At 68.6% G+C, this 19248-nt stretch carries 16 protein-coding genes; 5 read left to right on the top strand and 11 right to left on the bottom strand.

Annotated elements, in window-relative coordinates; translation table 11 throughout:
- Positions 1-480: 480 nt before the first annotated feature.
- Positions 481-1077, bottom strand: coding sequence for a TetR/AcrR family transcriptional regulator (locus ACWCPQ_RS14835; RefSeq protein ID WP_449898707.1), 597 nt, complete (start codon positions 1075-1077; stop codon positions 481-483).
- A gap of 63 nt (positions 1078-1140) precedes the next feature.
- Here ACWCPQ_RS14835 and ACWCPQ_RS14830 point away from each other — a divergent pair, with 63 nt between their 5' ends.
- Entirely contained in the window at positions 1141-1539 is a 399-nt protein-coding gene (locus tag ACWCPQ_RS14830; protein ID WP_449898705.1) for a nuclear transport factor 2 family protein, read from the top strand.
- 130 nt (positions 1540-1669) lie between these two features.
- On the opposite strand, the gene ACWCPQ_RS14825 is transcribed toward ACWCPQ_RS14830, so the two are convergent.
- Entirely contained in the window at positions 1670-2119 is a 450-nt protein-coding gene (locus ACWCPQ_RS14825) for a hypothetical protein (RefSeq protein ID WP_449898703.1), read from the bottom strand.
- A gap of 654 nt (positions 2120-2773) precedes the next feature.
- Between ACWCPQ_RS14825 and ACWCPQ_RS14820 the strand changes: the two genes are divergently transcribed.
- Positions 2774-3730, top strand: a complete 957-nt coding sequence (locus ACWCPQ_RS14820; protein ID WP_449898700.1) for a patatin-like phospholipase family protein — start codon at positions 2774-2776, stop codon at positions 3728-3730.
- A 94-nt stretch (positions 3731-3824) separates the two neighbouring features.
- Here ACWCPQ_RS14820 and ACWCPQ_RS14815 read toward each other — a convergent pair whose 3' ends face one another.
- Complete coding sequence (locus ACWCPQ_RS14815) at positions 3825-5072, bottom strand: PucR family transcriptional regulator (RefSeq protein ID WP_449898698.1); 1248 nt, start codon at positions 5070-5072, stop codon at positions 3825-3827.
- A 476-nt stretch (positions 5073-5548) separates the two neighbouring features.
- On the opposite strand from ACWCPQ_RS14815, the gene ACWCPQ_RS14810 reads away from it, so the two are divergent.
- Positions 5549-5776 carry a hypothetical protein gene (locus ACWCPQ_RS14810; RefSeq protein ID WP_449898697.1) on the top strand — a complete coding sequence of 76 codons (228 nt, stop codon included), beginning with the start codon at positions 5549-5551 and terminating at the stop codon, positions 5774-5776.
- A gap of 30 nt (positions 5777-5806) precedes the next feature.
- Here the strand turns inward: ACWCPQ_RS14810 and ACWCPQ_RS14805 are convergent, their stop codons facing one another.
- From ACWCPQ_RS14805 to ACWCPQ_RS14785, 5 genes are all read right to left on the bottom strand, one after another.
- Positions 5807-7144 carry a PucR family transcriptional regulator gene (locus ACWCPQ_RS14805; RefSeq protein ID WP_449898695.1) on the bottom strand — a complete coding sequence of 446 codons (1338 nt, stop codon included), beginning with the start codon at positions 7142-7144 and terminating at the stop codon, positions 5807-5809.
- Positions 7145-7598: 454 nt separating this feature from the next.
- On the bottom strand, positions 7599-8087 hold the full coding sequence (locus tag ACWCPQ_RS14800) for a DUF1269 domain-containing protein (protein ID WP_449898692.1): 489 nt from the start codon (positions 8085-8087) through the stop codon (positions 7599-7601).
- Positions 8088-8401: 314 nt separating this feature from the next.
- On the bottom strand, positions 8402-9739 hold the full coding sequence (locus ACWCPQ_RS14795; protein ID WP_449898690.1) for a diacylglycerol/lipid kinase family protein: 1338 nt from the start codon (positions 9737-9739) through the stop codon (positions 8402-8404).
- Between the two features lie 38 nt (positions 9740-9777).
- Positions 9778-10104 carry an amphi-Trp domain-containing protein gene (locus tag ACWCPQ_RS14790; protein ID WP_449898688.1) on the bottom strand — a complete coding sequence of 109 codons (327 nt, stop codon included), beginning with the start codon at positions 10102-10104 and terminating at the stop codon, positions 9778-9780.
- 102 nt (positions 10105-10206) lie between these two features.
- Complete coding sequence (locus ACWCPQ_RS14785; RefSeq protein WP_449898687.1) at positions 10207-11184, bottom strand: NADP-dependent oxidoreductase; 978 nt, start codon at positions 11182-11184, stop codon at positions 10207-10209.
- 78 nt (positions 11185-11262) lie between these two features.
- Here ACWCPQ_RS14785 and ACWCPQ_RS14780 point away from each other — a divergent pair, with 78 nt between their 5' ends.
- Positions 11263-11844, top strand: coding sequence for a helix-turn-helix domain-containing protein (locus ACWCPQ_RS14780; RefSeq protein ID WP_449898685.1), 582 nt, complete (start codon positions 11263-11265; stop codon positions 11842-11844).
- Positions 11845-11873: 29 nt separating this feature from the next.
- On the opposite strand, the gene ACWCPQ_RS14775 is transcribed toward ACWCPQ_RS14780, so the two are convergent.
- Positions 11874-12755 (bottom strand): SDR family oxidoreductase, encoded by an 882-nt coding sequence (locus ACWCPQ_RS14775; protein ID WP_449898683.1) that lies wholly within the window; start codon positions 12753-12755, stop codon positions 11874-11876.
- Between the two features lie 107 nt (positions 12756-12862).
- Positions 12863-13414: a TetR/AcrR family transcriptional regulator gene (locus ACWCPQ_RS14770; protein ID WP_449898680.1), complete on the bottom strand. Its 552-nt coding sequence runs from the start codon at positions 13412-13414 to the stop codon at positions 12863-12865.
- A gap of 89 nt (positions 13415-13503) precedes the next feature.
- Between ACWCPQ_RS14770 and ACWCPQ_RS14765 the strand changes: the two genes are divergently transcribed.
- Complete coding sequence (locus tag ACWCPQ_RS14765; RefSeq protein WP_449898677.1) at positions 13504-14430, top strand: TIGR03620 family F420-dependent LLM class oxidoreductase; 927 nt, start codon at positions 13504-13506, stop codon at positions 14428-14430.
- 152 nt (positions 14431-14582) lie between these two features.
- Here ACWCPQ_RS14765 and ACWCPQ_RS14760 read toward each other — a convergent pair whose 3' ends face one another.
- Complete coding sequence (locus tag ACWCPQ_RS14760) at positions 14583-19211, bottom strand: tetratricopeptide repeat protein (RefSeq protein ID WP_449898674.1); 4629 nt, start codon at positions 19209-19211, stop codon at positions 14583-14585.
- Between the last annotated feature and the right edge of the window lie 37 nt (positions 19212-19248).

Here is a 19248-nt window from a genome sequence, read left to right as displayed (position 1 = left end):
CCGGGAAGGACGGTCAGGTCCCGCTGCCCCCACCGCAGCCACCGCCACTGCAACCCCCGCCACCGCAACCACCGCCCGTGCACCCGGTTCCGTCGTTGCTCCCGGATATGCCACTCGAACCGTCTCCGTCGGCGCCCCATGCTCTTGTCCGTGCATCACGCCGGGTTCTGCGGGCGAGTTCCTCGCGGTATTTCCGGAAGTTGCGTCGATCCCAGGCGATGAACGCCACAAGTCCGAGTCCCGCTACCGCGAACAGGATCCAGTCCGTCGACCCCATACTTCACGGTAGGGCGAAATCGGTCGATAGGAAACAGGGTTCGCGATGTCGTGGGATGCGGAGCCGACCGTCGACTCCGGTGCGGTGCGGCACACGCTGCGGTTCATCGGCGCGGAATCGCCATATCGCCGCCGTGCACCCCGGGCTACTGACCCCGCTGGTCACCGATCCGGGGCGCCCGGTCGCAGCGCGGCGGCGGCTGTTCACCGGTCCTGCTTCGGAGCCCGGTCCGCGCCGGCGGACCCGGGTGCCAATCCGCTGCGTAGGAGCTTGACCAAGCGGCGTGCATGTTCACCGTCGGCACCGGCCGCAAGTGCCACGCCGGTGGCCAGCGTCAGTACATCGGTCGTGGTGACATCCGGTCGCAGCGCTGTCCGGGCGCGCTCGACCAGGACATCGGCAGCGGCAGTTATCGAGGTGTGCCATTCCTCGAACAGTGGCGTCCGGCGGTCACCTGGTCCCTCGGTGGCGGCCAGGGCCAGTGGGCGCTTCGTCGCTACGTGGACGACGAACCGGTCGAGCCAGGTGAAAAGCGTATCGAGCGGTGGTTCCGTGCCGGCCGGCTGCGCGCCGTAACGGCACAGATCGGCGATCTCGTCGCCGTAGACGGCGACGAGCAGGTCGGCCCTGGTCGGGAAGTGGCGGTACAGCGTCGCGTTTCCGACACCGGCGCGCCGGGCGATCTCGTCCAGCGCGACTTCGGGGCCCGCTTCGATGATGAGCTCTCGAGCCGCGGCGAGCAGGCGCGCCGTATTGCGGGATGCGTCGGCCCGGGGGCCGCGCTTGCTATTCGGGGACATCCCCGCTTACGGTACCGGCAGTAACCGGGGATCTCCCCGTTTCGAGGGCTGGAGGGCTGGACCATGTTGACCGCCGACGACCGCTTCGCCATCACGGAACTGATCGACTCGCACGGGCACCTGACCGACTGCGGCGACTTCGACGGGTTGCGGGCACTGTTCACCGAGGATGTCGTCTACGACGTGAGCGCCCTGGGCGGCGGTGTCCTGATCGGACCGGAGTCGATCCAGGCGGCCGCCTTGTCGCTGGGCGACGCGAACCCGGTGGCCCATCACGTCACGAACATCGTGTTCACCGAAGCTCACGACGGAAAAGTTCGCACGCTGTCCAAGGGGCTCGGCATCATGACTGATGGGACCGTCGGCAGCGCCACGTACGCGGACACCTTCGAACGGACTGCCGCGGGCTGGCGGCTCGCCCATCGGATCGTGCGGCCGCGCCGTGTACCGCTGCGACCGTGAACGCGATACGACCCGTCCGGCCACCGGCGATCCGGGACACCCGGTCGCGGCGGTGAGGTCGTCCGGCAGCCACCGAAGCCGGGTCCGGCAAGTCGCGATGCGTCTCGCCGAGCCCGGGGCGACTTCGACGTCAACGGCCGTTCACCGAATTGTGGAACTGGATCGCGCTCGCGATACCCACCGGCACTCCGATGACCGACCCGGCAACGCAACCGAGGGCGCCGCCGATCAGCGATCCGAGCAGGGTGCCGACCGAGGTCGCGAGGCCGAACTGAGTCGCCGCCGTACTCAGCGCGGTATTCGGGTCGACAGCCCCGGTGCTCTCGATATCGACCGGCCGCAACACGGCGGCCGGACGTGCGTGGGCCGGATCGACACTCGGCGTGAAAGGAGTCGCGGTGTTTCCGACAATGCGTGCGGCGATGGGCCATTCACGGCCGTCTTCGAGATAGGTCAGCGGTATACCCGCGATCAAGCGGCCCGCATTGTCCAGCACCTGGAACTGCGTGCCCTGCGTGGTGAGTGATTCCTGACACGCGGACCATCGTCGGGAAGTAGTGGATCCGGAAGCGCTGAACAAGCCCCGGATGAGGCTCGTAGAATTCGATCACGAAATCTCGACAGAATCCGTAAAGGCGCCGTCGGGAAACGCGTCGCGGCCTTCAACGAAACGTCGAGGTGGTCTTTCGGTAGTTCCTTCCGGGCCGATGCGCACCTCGCCGTACCGGTGTCGGCCCAACCCGTCGGCGGGCCGTTCCGCATCGTCACCCGCTGTGCGACCTGCCGTCCGGTCGTTGTGCACTTCGCACAAGGCGCTGGCGGAATCATGGACACACGGGCCGTTTCCCGATCGGCACACGCTGGCTAACGTTGTCCACCAGAGTAATCAGAAGTGATCCCGGCTCGACCGTTGCGGCAATGTCGGGGCTGCGGCAAGCATGATCGGTGTATCCGAGAATCGGCATCCGGCCCGGTCTGTTCGCTGTCGATCGGGTCATCTCCGCGAACTCTGTTTCATTCTGTGTCATCAAGAGGAGCGCAGTGCTGTTTTCGCCGCGGGTGAATTTCCTATGGTCCGATCCACCGACTGTTCCCGCCGGGCCGCTCGGAAAAGCTACTCGATGATGAATTCCGGTGCATTCTCCCGGAAATCCTCCTGCCCCAGCTGTTCGGGATGGCATAGGGGCACAACGGTTTCCGTTGCACGTCGATCGACAGAGTCGAAGGAAGTTTCGTGACACAGACACGGCCCGTGGTGCGAATTCTGGCCGGGGTGGCCGGTCGGAGTCTCAGCGTGATGGTGGGGATGGCCACCGGTGCGATGGATGCCCTCGCCGCCCGCCGGAGCCGGATCGGCCGGCAGCCGGCTCCGGCGATCCAGCCCGTCGTGGTGGGGGTCAGTGGTGGCGCCATCGCGGCCGCGACGATAGCGCTGGGGTTGACGCGTGACCGGGCCAGGCAGATCGCGATCGATCACCCGGAGCGAGATGTGCTGGGCGGGAGAAGTGTGCGCGCCCTGGTGACCCGGCGCGCGCTGTACCCCCGGGCGCGGATTCGCGAGCTCGCCCACGCCATCGTGGGCGATCGCACCTTCGCCGACTTCGTCCTCGAACCGGGATCGTCGGGGCAACCGCTGCACCGGGCGGCATCGTCACTGCTGATACCTGTCTATTCGGCGAAGCGTGGAACCCTGCTGTTACCCCGGGACCTACCCGAGCTGGGTGTTCCGGATCTGCCGGTCGTGGATGCGCTCGTCGCGGCGACTCGCATTCCGGGAGCGCTGCCGGCGGCTGCAGGACTGGAGGACCTGTTCGACGGCGGCTGCCAGTTCCGGGTGCCCCACGAGATCTTCGCGCCGCATCCGGCGCTGATCCTGGACCTCTACGGGCCGCAACCGTACGACAGTCGAGGCGGACTGATCTTCCCTGTCCTGCACCCCGCGCTGCCGATGATTCCCCATCGCCCACGGCCGTTTCGCGATACGGCCCTGCGCGAATCGACCATCTTCGCCCACCAGCCCTACGGTGCGGCGCTCGAAGCGCCGGACCGATCGGCCGAGGAACTGTTCGACACCGGTTACGACATCGCCACCGCCTGGATACGTTCCCGCACCGACGCCCAACTGCTCGATATCGTCGGGCCGGATGTTCTCGGCTACCCGGCGCCCGAACGAATCGGGTCTATCGTCTGAGGACGTCGACGTCGGGCCCGTGGTCCGGCATACATGCCGGGGTCCGATATCGAACATCCGGTCGGCACCCCGGCCTTGGCGCCGGGGTGCCCGCTCAGACCGGCGGGCGGAGCACGTTCTCACCGAGGAACCGGCAGATCCGCAAGGCCAGCGCGATATCCAGCTTCTCGTGCCCGGTCGCGCCGCCGGGCGTGGCCTCGAGGGCTTTGGTGACGCGGTACTTGACGGTGTTGCGGTGCAGGATCATCTGCTGCGCGGTGCGCAGATGGCTTTCGCCCGTCTCGTAGAAGGTGCTCAGCGTATCTCGTAACGTCGCTGCCTGATCGGTGTCCTCGGCGAGTCCGCCGAGCACCTCGCGCACCCATTCGCGGGTCGAGTCCAGATCCTCGGCCAACAGCGAGGCCACCGCCACACCGGGATCGCCGAACCCGATCGTCACGGGTGGCGGCGGTATCCGCGGAACGGTCGCCAGGCGGTAGGCGGCCGCGGCCTGCCGCTGGGAGCGGCGGAATCCGTCGAATCCCGTTCCCGGCAGGCCGAGGGCCAGCCGCACCCCTTCCGGCAGGACGGGCACCGCGCCGGCCGGATCGACAGCGGGTGGCCGGCCGAACGGAATCCATATCCACAGTGTGCGCTGGTCGACGGCGGTCACCAGTGGCGCGCCGTCGGCGTGCACTGCGTGCGCCAGTGTGCTTGTCCCGGAATCCAACAGCGGGAGTGCGCCGGCCTCGTCATTGCCCGAGTACCACAGGATCGCGGCCAGATGCGTCCGATCGAGCCGGTAACCGGTCTCGATTTCGAACTCCGCCGGATCCGGTGTCGTCGCCGAGAGCAGCGAATGGACGGTGGACGGGTGCACGTGGCCGCGGGTGTTCGTTCGCCGCATACGTTCGGTCTCGTAGGTTTCGAGAACGGATACGGTGATCCAGTCGGTGTACGCGTAGACGAGTTCGGTGAACCGTCCGAGTACGGCCAGTCCCAGTGCCGTCGGCAGATCCTGGCGGCTCACCTCGGCCCGGCAGATACGCATCATGACGTTCTGGCCCAGATGATAGGCGCGCACCAGTAAGTTGGACGGAATCTCCTGCTGTGCCACCCGTCGTGCGTATTCGACCGATGCGGTCGGCGGTTGCAGGTGATCGACCGGGATATCGCCGGCCAATATCTCGATCATGGTCGCCACATTGGCGTGGATGCTGGCGGCGCGCAGTGCCGCCAGCCGCGGATCGCCACCGGACGAGTCGATCTCACCGGCTATCCGCCGGGTCATGACCTCGGCGATCTCCGACTCCCGCGTGCGTAACCCCGCGCCGATCGCCACGACCACCTCGGAAGCCCGCATCTGTGCCGGCTCCGGCGGCTTCCCGGGCCTTCGCCGTGGTGGTGGCGCGGGCCGGGTCACCGCGCCACTTCCCGCCGTCGCGGCCCGAGCCGCCGCAGGTCGTCCGGAACTACGAGGGCACCCGCCGCGAAGATCTGTTGTTCGACCTGCACTTCACCAATTCTCGGAATCCGGGAGACCGTCACTGCTTCGCGGGGCGGCGCCCCCATCGTATGCGTAGTCAGGGAGACATCAGACTAACCAGCAATGTGCTGCCGGGGAACGGGCCGAATGGCCACAATCGGGTGAGGCCAGGGTGCAGACTGCACAAATCGGGGTGCGGTATTGCCGGTGCGGGCCGGGTTCGTTCTATGCTGCGCACACTTCATCTGCGGTGGCGCACCCGAGTGCGCGGACGAACGGAAACCGGTGACCTACACATTCCAGGAATACCAACTCATCGAGCTGCGCTCGCCGGCCGGAGAGCGGGTGGCGTCATGAGCGGCATCGGTCGGTGGAGCCTGGGTATCGGCGCCGGGCTCGTGGTCGTGGCCGTTGTGTGCGGGGTGGCGAACCTGCTCCCGGCCGCGGTGATCACCGGCCTCGTGGGTGTGGCCGCCCTCTGCATCGCCGGATACGACGTGGTCTACTCCTGGCTGGACCGTGCCGAGCTACGTCGGCGGGGGGCCAGGGCTCGGGAACGGGACGGTCACCACGGCCGGTAGGACCGAGCTCCCCGGCTCGGCGACTCGTCGTCAGCGGGATCGGGGCCGCGGTTTCGTGGCCGGGCGCAGGACAGCGGCGCCGAGCAGGCGGCACACCTGCAACGCCAGCGCCACATCGATTCTGTCGTACGGGACTGCGCCGGTACCGGTCACCGCGAGCGCCTTGGCGATCCGATACTTGACCGTATTGCGGTGCAGCGTGAGCGTCCGGGCGGTTCGGACGTGGTTGTCGCCGGTGGCGAAGTAGGTACTCAGCGTATGACGCAACGTCGCGGCCTGTGCGGTGTCCTCGGCGAGATCGCCGAGGACCTCCTGCACCCATGCCCGAGTGGCGTCCAGATCGGTGGCCAGCAGCGAGATCACGCCCACCCCGGGGTCCGCGAAACCGACTGCGGACGGCAGGTCCGGCGATCCGGGCAGGGTGGCGACGAAATACGCGGCCCGGGCCTGCAGATGCGAGCGGCGGAATCCGTTCGGGCCGTGGCCCGGCAGTCCGGCGGTGAGCCGAACTCGCGGGGCGAGATCGCATTTCCGGCGAATTTCGGTGACGCCGGCCGTCGGCCGCTCGCCGAACGGCAGCCACGCCCACACTGTCCGTCGGTCGATCGCTGTCACGATCGCCGGACCGTCGGTGTCCAGCGACCCGCCGATGGCGCGTACCCGGGCCTCCAACAGGTCGAGGACACTCGTCTGTTCGGGCCCCTCCCACCACAGGATGAGCGCCAGATGCATACGGCTCAGCGAGTATCCGGTCTCGTGTTCGAAAGCGGAGGTATCGGGGTCGTCGGTGGCGAGCACGGAGTGGACGGTGGCGGACCGCGCGCCATCCAGCCGACCCACCCACCGTCTCCGTTCGGCCTCGTAGGCCTCGAAGACATACCCAGTGATCCAGTCGATATAGCCGTAGATGATCTCGGTCAGTCGTTCGACGACCGCCAGGGCGAGCGGAGCGGGCAACTCGGCACGATCGAGCTCGCCATAGCAGATGCGGAGCATCTCCTGCTGTCCCATGTGATAGGCGCGGACCAGGGAGTTGGCCGGAACCTCGCGCTGTGCCAGCCGCAGTGCGTATTCGACGGCGTCGGGATCGGGTTCCAAGCCTGCGATCGGAATATCGTTCATCAGGATGTCGATCACCGTGCGCACATTGCCGGCCACACTGGCCTGGAGCAGGTCCACCAGTCGCGGATCATCGTCGAGCCGGTCGATATCACGGGCCATCAGGGCGCTCATCCCCGAGCTGATCTCGTCTTCACGAGTTTCGAGTATTCGCGCGATCCTCGCTGTGACAGCCACGACGTCGTCGCCGGCCGTGCGCGATACGTCGTCCGGCGGGCACGGTGGCGCCGGTGGACGAGCTGCCGTCATCCCCGACGTTCTTCCCGATCGATACCCACGACGAGGTCCGCGGGTGGCTCCGCGCTGCCGCGACCGACCGCGCCGGTCACCCGGAAGCGTCGGTGGCCGCCGGACGAGGAGCGGGCATGGCCGGTTCGCGTTGTCCGGCCTGCGCGGCGGCATCGTCGAAGCAGTACCCGGCAGTTCATGGCAGCGAGTGTAGGTGTCCGGTCCCGGTGTTCTCATCCGCTGGACGAATGAGGTCCACCGGGGCGTCCCGGTGTGGTGTGCCACGCCGGAGGTTCGTGAATTCGGCTCCACTGCGGCGGCCGCCGGGCTAGCGGCGATCTCGGCCGCGATGTCTTTCAGCGCTCGCTCCGCGCGGATCTCCACCGCCCGCTCCGCGAACCGGCCCGCGGACGTACCGCTCGATGGATCCGGCGACCAGGGCGGGCCTGCCGGTGGAGGACGAAGACTCGACCGGTCAGTCGGCGAATACCTCGCGCAGTTTGGCTTCCTGCTCATGGGACAGGTTGGTCGAGACCAGCTCGGCGGACTGCCCCCGGAAGGCGTCGTGGATCCGATCCAGGGTGGCATCGGAGGTCAACGCGAACAACGCCGATGTACCCGGAGTGAGCTTGCCGCGCACTTCTTTGATGAAATCGTCGTCGATACCGATATCGGCCAGCGAACCCGACATCGCACCCAACCCGGCACCCATGGCCGCGCCGATCAGCGGGATGAAGAACAACAGCCCGAACAGCAATCCCCAGAACGCACCCCCGAGCGCACCGATACCGGCCAGGCTGTGCAACTGACGAGTCCGGGGCTTCTTCGCTCCGTCCGGCCAGCTGACAACAGCCGCATCCTGGACGGTGATCAGTTCCCGGCGCTGCAGATCCTCCAGTGTCTCGATCGCCTTTTCGGCACCGTCGGCGCTCGCGAACTTCCACACGGTCAAGGTCCCGGCCATCGGGCCTCCTTTCTCGGGCGTCGGGTCTTCGGTTCGACGCTACGAATACCGGCCTCGCGTGTTCCTCACCCGCCACGGGTGAAAAACCCGGCCACCGCCGCTCGGGCGACGTGCGGAATCCGCCCGAAGGGCGAAGCGCGCAGCAGCGGCGGAGCGAATCCGGATTCGGGGTGGCTGCGCACGGCGAGGCCGCCGGTCGATCGTGGTCATCCTCTTGGATGTGTTGGTCATCTGGGCTGTTTCCATCTGGCGTCCGACGAAGATATGAGCGCGCGTCCGAGTGCGGCCGTCGCCCGGCGCCGGATGGCCGGCCGTCAGCGATGTGGGCGATTCGACGAAAAGGCCAGTTGCCGCAGCAGTATCCAGTCCACCGGGCGTTCGGGTGCGCGGACACCGGGACGGTTGCGGGGAAGGCGCACCCGCAGGGCTCCGGGAGTGATGGTGCAGCGGACCGGGGTCGGGAACAGGAGTGCCTCGCCGTCGACCCCGACAGGTATCTCGGGCGCGTCGGCCTCGATCAGGATCTCGCGAACGGTGTGCTGCGTCAGGCCGCGCCGGTGTGCGCGACGGAGCAGGCCGACCGCTTGGCGGGCGTTGCCCACTCGGATCGTGACCACGCCGAGTGTGCCGCTGTCCAATCGGGCCCGGCGCCCGAGGCCTGCCAGATCGTGCATTTCGTAGGGCCCGTTGCTCACCAGCACCGCCTGCGGGTCCTCGATCGTGGCTCCCCCCGGATGGGCGACCAGGCGCGCACCGCTGTGGCCGTCGAACATATCGGGCAGCATCTGCAGGATCGTGGCGGTCTTGTCCCGGCGGTAGGCGGGGCTCTGCACGATTCGGGCGTAGACGCCGAAGGAGGCGTTGTTGACGAAGGTTCGCCCGTCGACAGCGCCGAGATCGATCCGGAGTTCGGTGCCGTCCCGGAGAGCGTCCAGGCAGGTGGACGGGTCGGCGAGGTCCAAGCCGAGATCGGCGGCGAAGTGGTTGCGGGTGCCGGCACTGATCACCAGGAACGGCAGATCGTGTGCGGCGGCGATACCCGCCACGAGAGCCTGTGTACCGTCACCACCCGCCACTCCGAGCAGGTCGGCGCCCCGGGCCACCGCGTCCCGGGTCACCGCCGCGATATCGACCGTGCCCGGTCCTTCGATCAGGACGACCTCGGCGCCCAGTGCCTCTGCCCGCCGCTGCAGATCGAATGTGCCGACCTTCCCGCCGCCCGAGCGCGGATTCATCACCAGGAACGGCCGGCGAGGTGGCGGTACCGGACGTTCCGGTGATGTCCGGGCGCGACTGCCGCCGAGTGCGGCGCGGGCGCATACGCCGGCGAGTACGGCGAGCCCCGACGCGAGCAACACCACCCATAGAAGATGGGCGCGAACGAGAACGGTGACGACGGCGATCGGTGTCAGTACCAGCACACCCAGGGATATCCAGCGGGTGATTCCCCGGCTCGTGAGGAACCAGAAGGATGTCACGATTCCCACCGTGAGAGCGCCGACGATCAGTACCAGCAGGGTCAGGGCGTGTAGACCCGCGAACACCACCGGTACGGTCACCGACCCGAACGCGGCCAGGAATGCCGCTCGGGCCGAGCGGCGCGACCACTTACCCGGGGGCTCTCCGGTGCCATGTTCGAGGTGGGAGCTCATACCCCGTACCTCGCTATCGTGGATGCACGCCGAGCGGGCTATTTCGTGGTGCTCTTCCGTGGGCGCGCACGTCGTGGCGCCTCGGCGCGGGCAGCACGCTCCGGTTGCCCGGTGACTTCGGCGTCCGGTTCACCGGCGGGACGGTCACTCCAGCCGATCTCCAGCTCTATCTCGATTTCGTCGCCGTCGACCTCTATTTCGACTTCCCACCGGACCCGGTCGGCGACGGTGATCGAGAGCGAATCACCGTCCGAGCCGAATTCGGCCTCGGAACCCGCCGCGAGAGCGTGCCCGAGTGCGATGAGCCGCTCCGATACCTCGGTTCGGGTGAGTTCGGATGTTCTCTTGATCTCCAGTTTCGGCACCGCGACTCCTGACTCGATGGTCGCATCCGGTCGATATCCGCGCCCGAACTCTAGGGTCTCCGGGCCGGTGTGGCCTCACCCGGCGCGGGTGAGGCCACACGGTCAGTTCACGGAGCCCGCTCGATCCGTCCGGTGCGAACCCGCGTGATCGTGCACCGTGATCACGATCTTGCCGTGGACATGGCGGTCGGCCTGCATCAGCACGGCGTCGCGCGTCTGCGCGAGCGGAAAGGTCGCGGCGATCGGCACGGTGATCTGTCCGGCGATCACCGCGTCGATGATTCGGTCCAGTTCGCCCGGACCCGCGTCCAAGCCGCCCACCGCACGCACACCACCCGCAGGGTTCGGTCCCGCGGCGATGGTGGAGATCCGTTCCGGCGGCACCCCGAGTTCGAGTGCGGCCATCGCTGTTTCGGTGCCGAACAGGTCGATCGCCGCTGTTGTTCCCTCGGGAGCCGCGGTCCGCACCCGGTCCGCCAGACCGGGGCCGTAGGTGACGGGCTCGACGCCGAACTGCCGCAGGAATTCGAAGGTTCCTTCCGACGCTGTGCCGATGACCCGGGCACCGGCGAGCGTCGCGAGTTGCACGGCGAGCACGCCCACGCCTCCGGCGGCGCCACCGATCAATACGGTGTCACCGGGGTGCAAGCCGATCGCTTGTACCGCCGCGGCCGCGGTGGATCCAGGTGTGGGTAGCGAACTCGCCACTGCGTCGCTGATGCCCTGCGGCGTGTGGAACAGCATGTCGGGTCTCGACGGGGGGACCCGGACGACCGCGTAGTCGGCGACAGCCTTTCCCGTTGCGCCGCCGTGGACTCGATCGCCCACAGCGAAGCCGCCGGCCTGGGCCCCGACCTCGTCGACGATTCCGGCGAAGTCGTACCCGAAGCCGGACGGCAGCGTGACGCCGAACATCGAGGCCACCTGTGGCGACGACGCGATCATCCAGTCCATCGGGTTCAGGCCGGCGGCGGTCACGCGGACACGGATCTCACCTGCCCCGGCGTGCGGCTCCGGGACCTCTCGTAGTTCCAGTACCGCGGGGTCGCCGAACCTCTCGTAGATCACCGCTCTGCTCATGGGTACCTCCAACCTGTCACGGGACATGGTCTCATCACTGTCATCCGATGATGAAACCAAGTCCCGTACAATTCGGTGATGGCCCGCTGGCAACCGAACGCACCGGATCGACTCGTTGTCGCCGCTCTCGAGCTGTTCGCGGAACGGGGCTACGAGAACACCACGGTGATCGAGATCGCCGAGCGGGCCGGGCTCACGAAAAGCACCTTTTTCCGGCATTTCCCGGATAAGCGGGAAGTGCTCTTTCCACGCGCGACGATGACCGAGGTGCTGGCCGGCGGAATCGCTGCGGCCCGGGAAACGGCGACGCCGCTCGAAGCGGTGGCTTCCGGTCTCGACGCGGTCGGCCGGGATGTCTTCGTGTCCGACCGCCGGGAATTCGTCGCTCGGCGGCGGGCGGTGATCGCGGCCAACTCGGAATTGAGAGAGCGCGAGGCGCTGAAGAATCTCGATCTCGCCGCCGCGATGCTCGCGGCGCTCGAGCTCCGCGGTGTGCCCGGTCTGGTCTCGTCGGTGGCCGCGGAGTTGGGCGCGCTCACCTTGCGGATCGCTTACGAGCGCTGGAGCGAGGCGACCGACGGCGAGGAATTCGCGACGGTGGCCCGCCGGACACTCCGCGAGGTGCAGGCGGCCGGTGCGGTGTGTGTCGATCGCCGGTAGGCTGCCGCGTGCACCGGCCGATCCGCCCGTCAGGGCTCGATGTTCTCCAGGTCCGCGAGCAGGCCGGGATGCTCCGGTTCCCAGCCGAGCGCTCGGCGCGTATGCGCACTCGACGAGGGCTGATCGGTGGCGAAGATCGGGCCGAGCGGCCCGAATGCCTTCTCCGGCACCGGCTCGACGGGTGCGCCCAGCCGCCGTCCGATCACCGTCGCGATATCGCGGACCCGATCGCCTTCGTCGGCTACCGCGTGCCAGGCGGTGCCCGCCTCCGCCTGCTCGAGCGCGAGCCGGAACAGTACTGCCGCGTCGAGCGCGTGCACCGCGGGCCAGCGCTGGGTGCCGTCGCCCGGATAGCCGGATACGCCGGTGCGGCGGGCCGCATCGGCGAGCAGGCCGGCGAAACCGCCCGCGCCCCGGTTGTGAACGGTCCGGGGCAGGCGGACGGCGCTGCTGCGGACCCCGCGTGCGCCCAGGTCCAATACTGCTTTCACCGACCGGCCGCGGCCGCCGACCGGCCCATCGGTCGGTACGGGATCGGTCTCCGTGGAAGCCCGGCCGGGCACATAGGGCGTACCGGAGACGGTGACGAACGGGCGATCGCTCTCGGCCAGTTCCTCGCCGAGGGCGGTCAGGGCGGCGCTTTCCTCGGCGACGGCCCGGGCCACCGACTCGGGACTGCTGAAATCATTGCTGAACGCCAGATGGATCACCCCGTCGGCGCGGGCGGCGCCGTCGCGCAGGACGTCCAGATCCGTCAGGGCCCCCCGAAGCGGTTGTGCGCCCGAGGCTTCGACGGCCTGCGCGGAGGTGTCGGAGCGCGCCAGCGCCTCGACCGTATGTCCGTTGTTCAGGAGTTCGGCGACGACGGAGGTGCCGATGAGGCCGGTGCCGCCGGTGACGAAGACGCGCATGCACCCTCCTAGGTGATGGGACATAGTCCTGTCACGTTACCACGCGCCGGGCCTGAGAGGCCCCGGAGCGGCTGCGCCGCCGTCGGCTGCCGTGTCGTGACGGGCGGTCACGGTGCCGGAGCCCCGGTGATGCCGATGCCGCGGAGGACGGTGTCGAGGAGGCGTTCGGCCTGTGCGGAATCGGAACCGTGCTCGGTGGCCAGGCCGATGCCGGCCACCAGGTGCACGAGGTCATCGGCCGAGGTATCGCCACGCACGGTGCCGCTGTCCTTCGCGCGTGCGACCAGGCGAGCGGCGGTTTCTTCGATGGCGGTCCGGCACTCTACGCCCTGATCGGTGGTGTGGGTGAGCGTCGCCGCCCCGAGTCCCTTGTCTGTGCGGGTGTGTATCAGCAGTGAACGCAGCCACCACGCCAGAGCGGTGTCGGCATCGGGCAGGGAGAGCAGGTCGGCGCCGTGCCCGCAGAGATTCTCGATGCGTTCGCCCAGTACGGCTGTCTGAAGGGCTTGCCGGTTGGGGAAGTGCCGGTACAGAGTTCCCGGCCCCACCCCCGCCCGCCGGGCGATCTCGTTGAGCGAGGCGTCGGGGCCCGACTCGGCGAACACTGTGGTCGCCACCTGCAGGATCTGGTCGTAGTTGCGTCGCGCGTGCGATCTCATCGACACCTCTTGTAAACCGGAGAAGTTCTCCATATTCTATCCGGACGAATACCGGAGAAGTTCTCCGGTATGAGTTCTGGAGGAATCGGATGAAACAACACGACCCGGGCGCCCTCGGGATCTGGACATGGTCCTTCGACCGGCAGCCGACGGCAGCGGTGCGCGATGCCGCCGCGGAGATCGAGGAACTGGGTTTCGGAGCGATCTGGTTCGGGGAGGGGCTCGGGCGCGACACCGTCGGACAGGCATGGCTGTTGCTGTCGGCCACCCGCAGGATCGTCGTGGCGGCGGGGATCGCCAATGTCGCGCTGCGGGATCCGATCTCGATGGTGACGGCCGAACGGGCGCTCGGTGAAGCGTTCCCCGGGCGCTATCTACTGGGACTCGGTGGCCACCGGGTCGGGGGCCGTCCGGTCGCGGCGGACGGATTCACGATCCCCGCCGGCGGGCACCCCCTGGCGCTGATGAGCGGGTATCTGGACGCGATGGATGCGGTTCCCGCGCACGGGCCGGTTCCGGATCCGCCGGTTCGGCGGATGATCGGAGCGCTGGGGCCGAAGATGCTCGCTCTTGCGGCGCAGCGGACCTGGGGCGCGCACCCCTATTTCGTGCCGGTCGAACATACGGTTCGTGCCAGAGCGGCGCTGGGCCCGGGCTCGTTCCTCGGCGTCGAGCAACCGGTCGTATTCGACTCCGATATCGGCCGCGCTCGCGAGTCGGCCCGGTCCTATGTCGCGGCCTACGCGTCCGGCGCACCGCATCAAGCGGCGAACCTGCGCAGACTGGGTTTCGGTGACGACGATATCGCCGGCCCCAGTGACCGGCTCGTCGATGCGATCATGGCCTATGGCGAGCTGGACGCGATCGAAGAACGTGTGCGCGGACATCTCGCCGCAGGTGCCGATCATGTCTGTCTGCAGGTGGTGGGCGCCGATCCTGCCGTCCTGCCGCTGCGGGAATGGCGCGAGCTCGCGTCTCTCGTGCCGGCCGTGTCGAATCGCCGGCCCGTTTCCTGATCGCTGTTCGGGCTTTCTGCCCGAACGCACTATCGGACCGTGGGCAGCGGCGGATGTACTCGGCCCGAAGTAGGTCGCGAAGTCGGGAAAACGAGTGTGTACTGCGCTCTTCCGGCCTTTCGCGGATTCGGTGCCGCTCGCCTCCGCAGTACTCACGCTCCGGCGTGGAGGTGGGCGGCCCACAGAGACGGAGTGGCCCGATAGATGTCGCGCATCGTCCGAACGGCGTCGTGCAGGGCGTGGGCGGCTCGGCTCGTATCGGGTGCCGCACCACCGGAGGGAGTGAGGGCGGCATAGAAGCTGTCGGCGATCTCGGTGGAGGCCTCGTCGTCGACGGTCCAGAGAGTGCCGATCACCTGCGGATATCCGGCCAGTTGAAAGGCCGAGGCGAGATGGATCGCCTCATCGACGAGTTTCGTACCGGTGGCGGCGGTTTCGCACGCGGAGAGGTAGGCCAACCGAGCGTGCCCGAGGTCGAGCGGGGCCAGGGCGGCGACAGTGAACGGGGCTGTGGCATGGTCGTGCAGAAGCAACCGGCTACGCGACGGATCGGCGGCGTCACTGACGCCGTGGCAGGCGAAATGGACGATCGAGCATTCGCGCAGAAGATCCAGGACCCGGTCCAGGGTCGGCAATCCGCCGTCCGCCCCACCGGTCGTCGTAGCCGCGGGGTCGGAGCGGATCGTCGCCACCGCGGAGGTCACCGGAGCCGCGGCAACGGGTTCGGGTTCGGGTTCGGTCAGGATGATCGCGCCGGGTAGCCGGGTGGTGAGCATTCCGGCCTCGTCGGGCACATGGTGCAGCCGGCCGGGGATACCGGGTGTGGTGGGCATCGCCACCACCAGAGCCCGCCGCGCGATAGCGGGATCGGTACTCGCGGTGGGTCGCCGTGCGTGGCGGAGGGCGGCGACACTCGGGGTATAGGACGAAACCACTCGATCCAGTACGGTTCGGACAGCGCCTCGCCGACCTGGTGGGCCGGTGTGATGACCGGCGGCATGGATGGGCAGCCGGCCCAGTAATCCGCCCGGTACCCACCACACCCGAGGCTCCGGAACACCCGCCGGAACGGGACGCCGGTGGCCGAGTGCATCCAGAACGGGACCGGTGGCGTTGTCCCACAGCCATTCCAGGATGCTGCTCAGACGTCGTTGTGCGGCTTGCCGATCCGCGGCGGTCGCCCCGGCCCCGGCCCCGGCCAGGGCCTCGCGGAAGGCCGCGACCTGGTCGATCACGGTGTCGCGAGCCAGCCCGGGCATCGAGAGCACCTGCACGCCGGACACCGTGAGCAGCAGGGCGTCACTGCCGTATCCACTGATGTTGAACATCACGATCGGGCCGTCGCCGGCCTGTTCGAGCAGCCGACCGATCGCCGGTGGAAGCGCGAACATCTCGAATCCCGGCTGGGCGCGGATACGGGTGAGTACCTCGTCGAAGTCCCGAGAGAGGCGTTGCCGGGTATCCGTCGTCGGCTCCGTGCCGGTGCTCGCGGGTGCGGCGGGTGTGTGGTCGAGCAGCCCGCGGAGCCGGACGAATTCCGCGGCCAGACCGGGATGCACACTTTCCAGTTCGCTCGTATCGCCGCGGACCTGTAACGCCTGCCCCAGCAACACCGCACGGCCGGTCTCCAGCATCTGCAGTGCCAGCGCGGCGCGTTCCGCGGCGGGTTTCGAAGTGTCCCGCAGGGCGAGGGCGGCCGCGTCGGCGGCCAGCTCGGCGTAATCCCCCAAAACATGCTGCTGATCCGGCCGATGCAACCGGCGCGGCGCCACCTCGGGCAGCAGCCGAACCGCGGAATTCAGTAATTCCGCTGCCCGCCTGCGCCGGTCGTGCAGGCCGATCGGGCCACTCGACAAGCCGATCGCGCTGAGCGCGATCATCATCGCTCGAACCCGGCCACCCGACCAGAGCAGGCCGGCGGCCGCTCGCGCCGCCTGGATCCGGAGCGACGGCTGCGCGACCGGCGAGTGCGCTGCGGCGTAGAAGGCGGCGGCGGCTTCGTCGAGGTCCTGTAACGGCACGGCGGCCGCCCGCACACTCGCTGCCGCGCCGTCGTGCCCGGACCGCATCAGAAGTGCGTTCCCGAGCTGGATCAGGACACGCGTATGCCCCGGGTGATCGGCGGGCCGGGCCGCAACCGCCTGCCGGCACAGCGTGACGGCCTCGTCCGCGTCCGCTATCGTGCCCGTCCGCTCGAACCGGGTCGTGAGCGTGACCCCGAGGGTGGCCAGTCGCGCCGCCCGCTCGGCCGCGTCGGGTGCGGTGATCCGAAGAGCTTGCCGGCACAGGGTGACGGCCTCGTCGAGGTCTGCCGGCGTACCCGTCCGCTCGAATCGGCTGCCCAGCATGGCTCCCAGATTGGTCAGGCGATCGGCCATGGCGCCGTGGTCGGCGGGCGTCGCCCGCACCGCTTCCCGGCATATGGCCACGGCCTCGTCCAGATCGGTCGGCGCACCCGTGCGGGTGAACCGGTGCCACAGGGCGCCTCCGAGATTGTTCAGGAACAGTGCCAGTTTCGGATCGCCGTCGGGGACGGCCTGCAACGCCCGGCGGCGCAATGCGACCACCTCGTCCACGTCCGCCCGCGCGCCTGTCCACTCGAAACGATCGAGCAGCGCGTTCGAGAGGTTGTTCAGCCGCATCATCCTGTTCGGATCGTCCTCGGTCGTCTCCTCGACCGAGGCACGGCACACCGCTACCGCTTCGTCCAGGTCCGCGGGCGCGCCTGTTCGGTCGAACCGGAGCCGCAGCGCATTCCCGAGATTGTTGAGGCAGAGTGCGCGCTCGGGATGGCCGGCCGGGGCAGCCTGCACAGCCTGCCGGCTGACTTCCACTGCTTCGTCGAGGTAGGCCTTCGCGCCGGTTTGCCGGGCCATGTTGTGAAGAGATGCCCCGAGCGTGGTCAGGCGCGCTGCTCGGTCGGGGTGGTGGGCCGGGGTGTCCCGCACAGCGCGCCGGCTCACTTCGACCGCCTCGTGAACATCGGTCGGCACACCCGTCCGATTGAAACGAGCCCGGAGTGCCATCCCGAGCCCGATCGAGAATATCGGCTGTTCGACGCTTTCGACCGAGGCGTTCTGCATGGCTCGACGCCGCAGTTCGATCGCTTCGTCGAGGTCCGCCGACCGGCCCGTCCGGTCGGACCGGAGCGTGAGCGCACTGCCGAGATTGTTCAGGCGCATCGCCAGGCCCGGATCGTCGGCCGGGGTGACCTGGACTGCTGCACGGCCGATCTCCACGGCTTCGTCGAGCTGGGCCATCGTGCCGGTCTGCCGGAACAGGTGCTGGAGCGTGATGCCCAGATTGTTCATGATCGTCGCCCGGACAGGCGCGTCGGCGGGAGAGATCAGCAATGCTCGGCGGTCGCTCGCCAGTGCTTCGTCCAGGTCTGCCGGGGCACCGGCGCGCTCGAATCTGGCTCGGAGGATACTCGCGAGAGTATCCAGGTGGACAGCCTGATCGAGAGGGGTGTCGGGGGCGGCGCCGACCGCTGCGCGGCCGGTATCCACTGCTTCGTCGAGGGCCGCCGTCGCACCGGTCCGCACGAACCGCTCATGGAACGCGATCGCGAGGTCGTGCAGGAGCATCGCCCGGTCCGGGTGGTCGTCGGGGAATGTCTGTACCACCCGGCGGTCCGTCTCGACCGCTTCGTCGAGATCTGCCGCGGCCCCGTCGCGCCCGAATCGGGCCCGCAGCGCACTACCGAGATTCTTCAGGCACATTGCGCGGGAGCGGTGGCCGGCCGGGGCGGCCGCCACCGCTCGGCGGCCGAACGCCACGGCCTCGTCGAGGTCCGCGGGCGCACCCGTCCGCTCGAAGCGGATCCGGAGAGCGTTGCCCAGGTTGTTCAGGCATACGGCCCGCTCCGGGTCCTCGGCCGGGGTGGCCGTCACCGCCCGGCGCGCCACCTCGATCGCCTCGTACAGGTCCATCGGCGATTCCGTATGGATGAACCGGGCCTGCAGCGCGGCTCCGAGAGTGGTCAGGCAGGCGCCCCGGCCCGGGTCGTCGCGAAACGTGGACTGCAGGGCTCGGCGACACGCATCCACCGCCTCGTCGAGGTCCGCGGGCGCACCCGTCCGCAGGGACCGGATCCGGAGGAAGTTCCCCAGGGCGTTCAGCCAGATCCCCCGATCGATGTAGTCGACCGGGGAGTCCTTCAGCCATTCGGCGCGGTCCGGGTGCGCGGCCGTGCTCGCCTGTACGGCTCGGCGACACGCATCCACCGCCTCGTCGAGGTCCGCCGACACACCCGTGTGCTCGAATCGGGCCGCGAGCACGAACGCGAAGGTGCCCAGCCTGGGTGTGCTGTGCAGATGTCCGGCGGGCGTGGCCGCCAGTATCTTCCGCCAGAGACCTACTGCGGCGGTGAGCGAGTCGACACCGGAGTCCGGGAGATCGTGCAGGATCGTGATATCCGCGGCTACCGCGAACACATGGTCGGCGACAACGGGAAGTGGTAGTTCGGATAGCCGGGCGGAATCGAATACCGCGGCGAGCAACTCGATTGCGGCCGACCACTCCTGCGCGCCGCCGCCCGGGCGCAGGGCGAGAAAGCGGTACCCGTGGAACCGGGCGAGCAGCAACCGGGCATCGGGGTCGTCGTCGCCGGGCCGGAGATCCGCGGTCAACCGGCCGGCCTCTGCGGCCGCCTCGGGTTCCAGCACCAGCCGGGGCGCCGCCGCGTTGTCGGCTCGCGCCAATCGATCCGCCACCGCGGCCCGCAGAGCGGCCCGGCGCTCGTCTCCGGAACCGGGTCCGTCCAGCACTGCTGTCTGCATCGGTGCGTTGCCTCGAATTCTCGCGACGGGTCACTGT

The sequence above is a fragment of the Nocardia sp. NPDC001965 genome (genome assembly GCF_053594175.1).
Note: the sequence above shows the minus strand (reverse complement) of the source record. Positions and strands in the feature narration are given on the sequence as shown.

Bases quoted from the DNA above. Each gene is read 5' to 3' on its own strand.
- ACWCPQ_RS14775 (WP_449898683.1), bottom strand. From the start codon at position 12,755: ATGCGCGTCTTCGTCACCGGCGGCACCGGCCTCATCGGCACCTCCGTC.
- ACWCPQ_RS14770 (WP_449898680.1), bottom strand. From the start codon at position 13,414: ATGAGATCGCACGCGCGACGCAACTACGACCAGATCCTGCAGGTGGCG.
- ACWCPQ_RS14815 (WP_449898698.1), bottom strand. From the start codon at position 5,072: ATGCGGGCTTCCGAGGTGGTCGTGGCGATCGGCGCGGGGTTACGCACG.
- ACWCPQ_RS14780 (WP_449898685.1), top strand. From the start codon at position 11,263: ATGGCCCGCTGGCAACCGAACGCACCGGATCGACTCGTTGTCGCCGCT.
- ACWCPQ_RS14795 (WP_449898690.1), bottom strand. From the start codon at position 9,739: ATGAGCTCCCACCTCGAACATGGCACCGGAGAGCCCCCGGGTAAGTGG.
- ACWCPQ_RS14835 (WP_449898707.1), bottom strand. From the start codon at position 1,077: ATGTCCCCGAATAGCAAGCGCGGCCCCCGGGCCGACGCATCCCGCAAT.
- ACWCPQ_RS14800 (WP_449898692.1), bottom strand. From the start codon at position 8,087: ATGGCCGGGACCTTGACCGTGTGGAAGTTCGCGAGCGCCGACGGTGCC.
- ACWCPQ_RS14830 (WP_449898705.1), top strand. From the start codon at position 1,141: ATGTTGACCGCCGACGACCGCTTCGCCATCACGGAACTGATCGACTCG.
- ACWCPQ_RS14765 (WP_449898677.1), top strand. From the start codon at position 13,504: ATGAAACAACACGACCCGGGCGCCCTCGGGATCTGGACATGGTCCTTC.
- ACWCPQ_RS14760 (WP_449898674.1), bottom strand. From the start codon at position 19,211: ATGCAGACAGCAGTGCTGGACGGACCCGGTTCCGGAGACGAGCGCCGG.
- ACWCPQ_RS14805 (WP_449898695.1), bottom strand. From the start codon at position 7,144: ATGACGGCAGCTCGTCCACCGGCGCCACCGTGCCCGCCGGACGACGTA.
- ACWCPQ_RS14810 (WP_449898697.1), top strand. From the start codon at position 5,549: ATGAGCGGCATCGGTCGGTGGAGCCTGGGTATCGGCGCCGGGCTCGTG.
- ACWCPQ_RS14785 (WP_449898687.1), bottom strand. From the start codon at position 11,184: ATGAGCAGAGCGGTGATCTACGAGAGGTTCGGCGACCCCGCGGTACTG.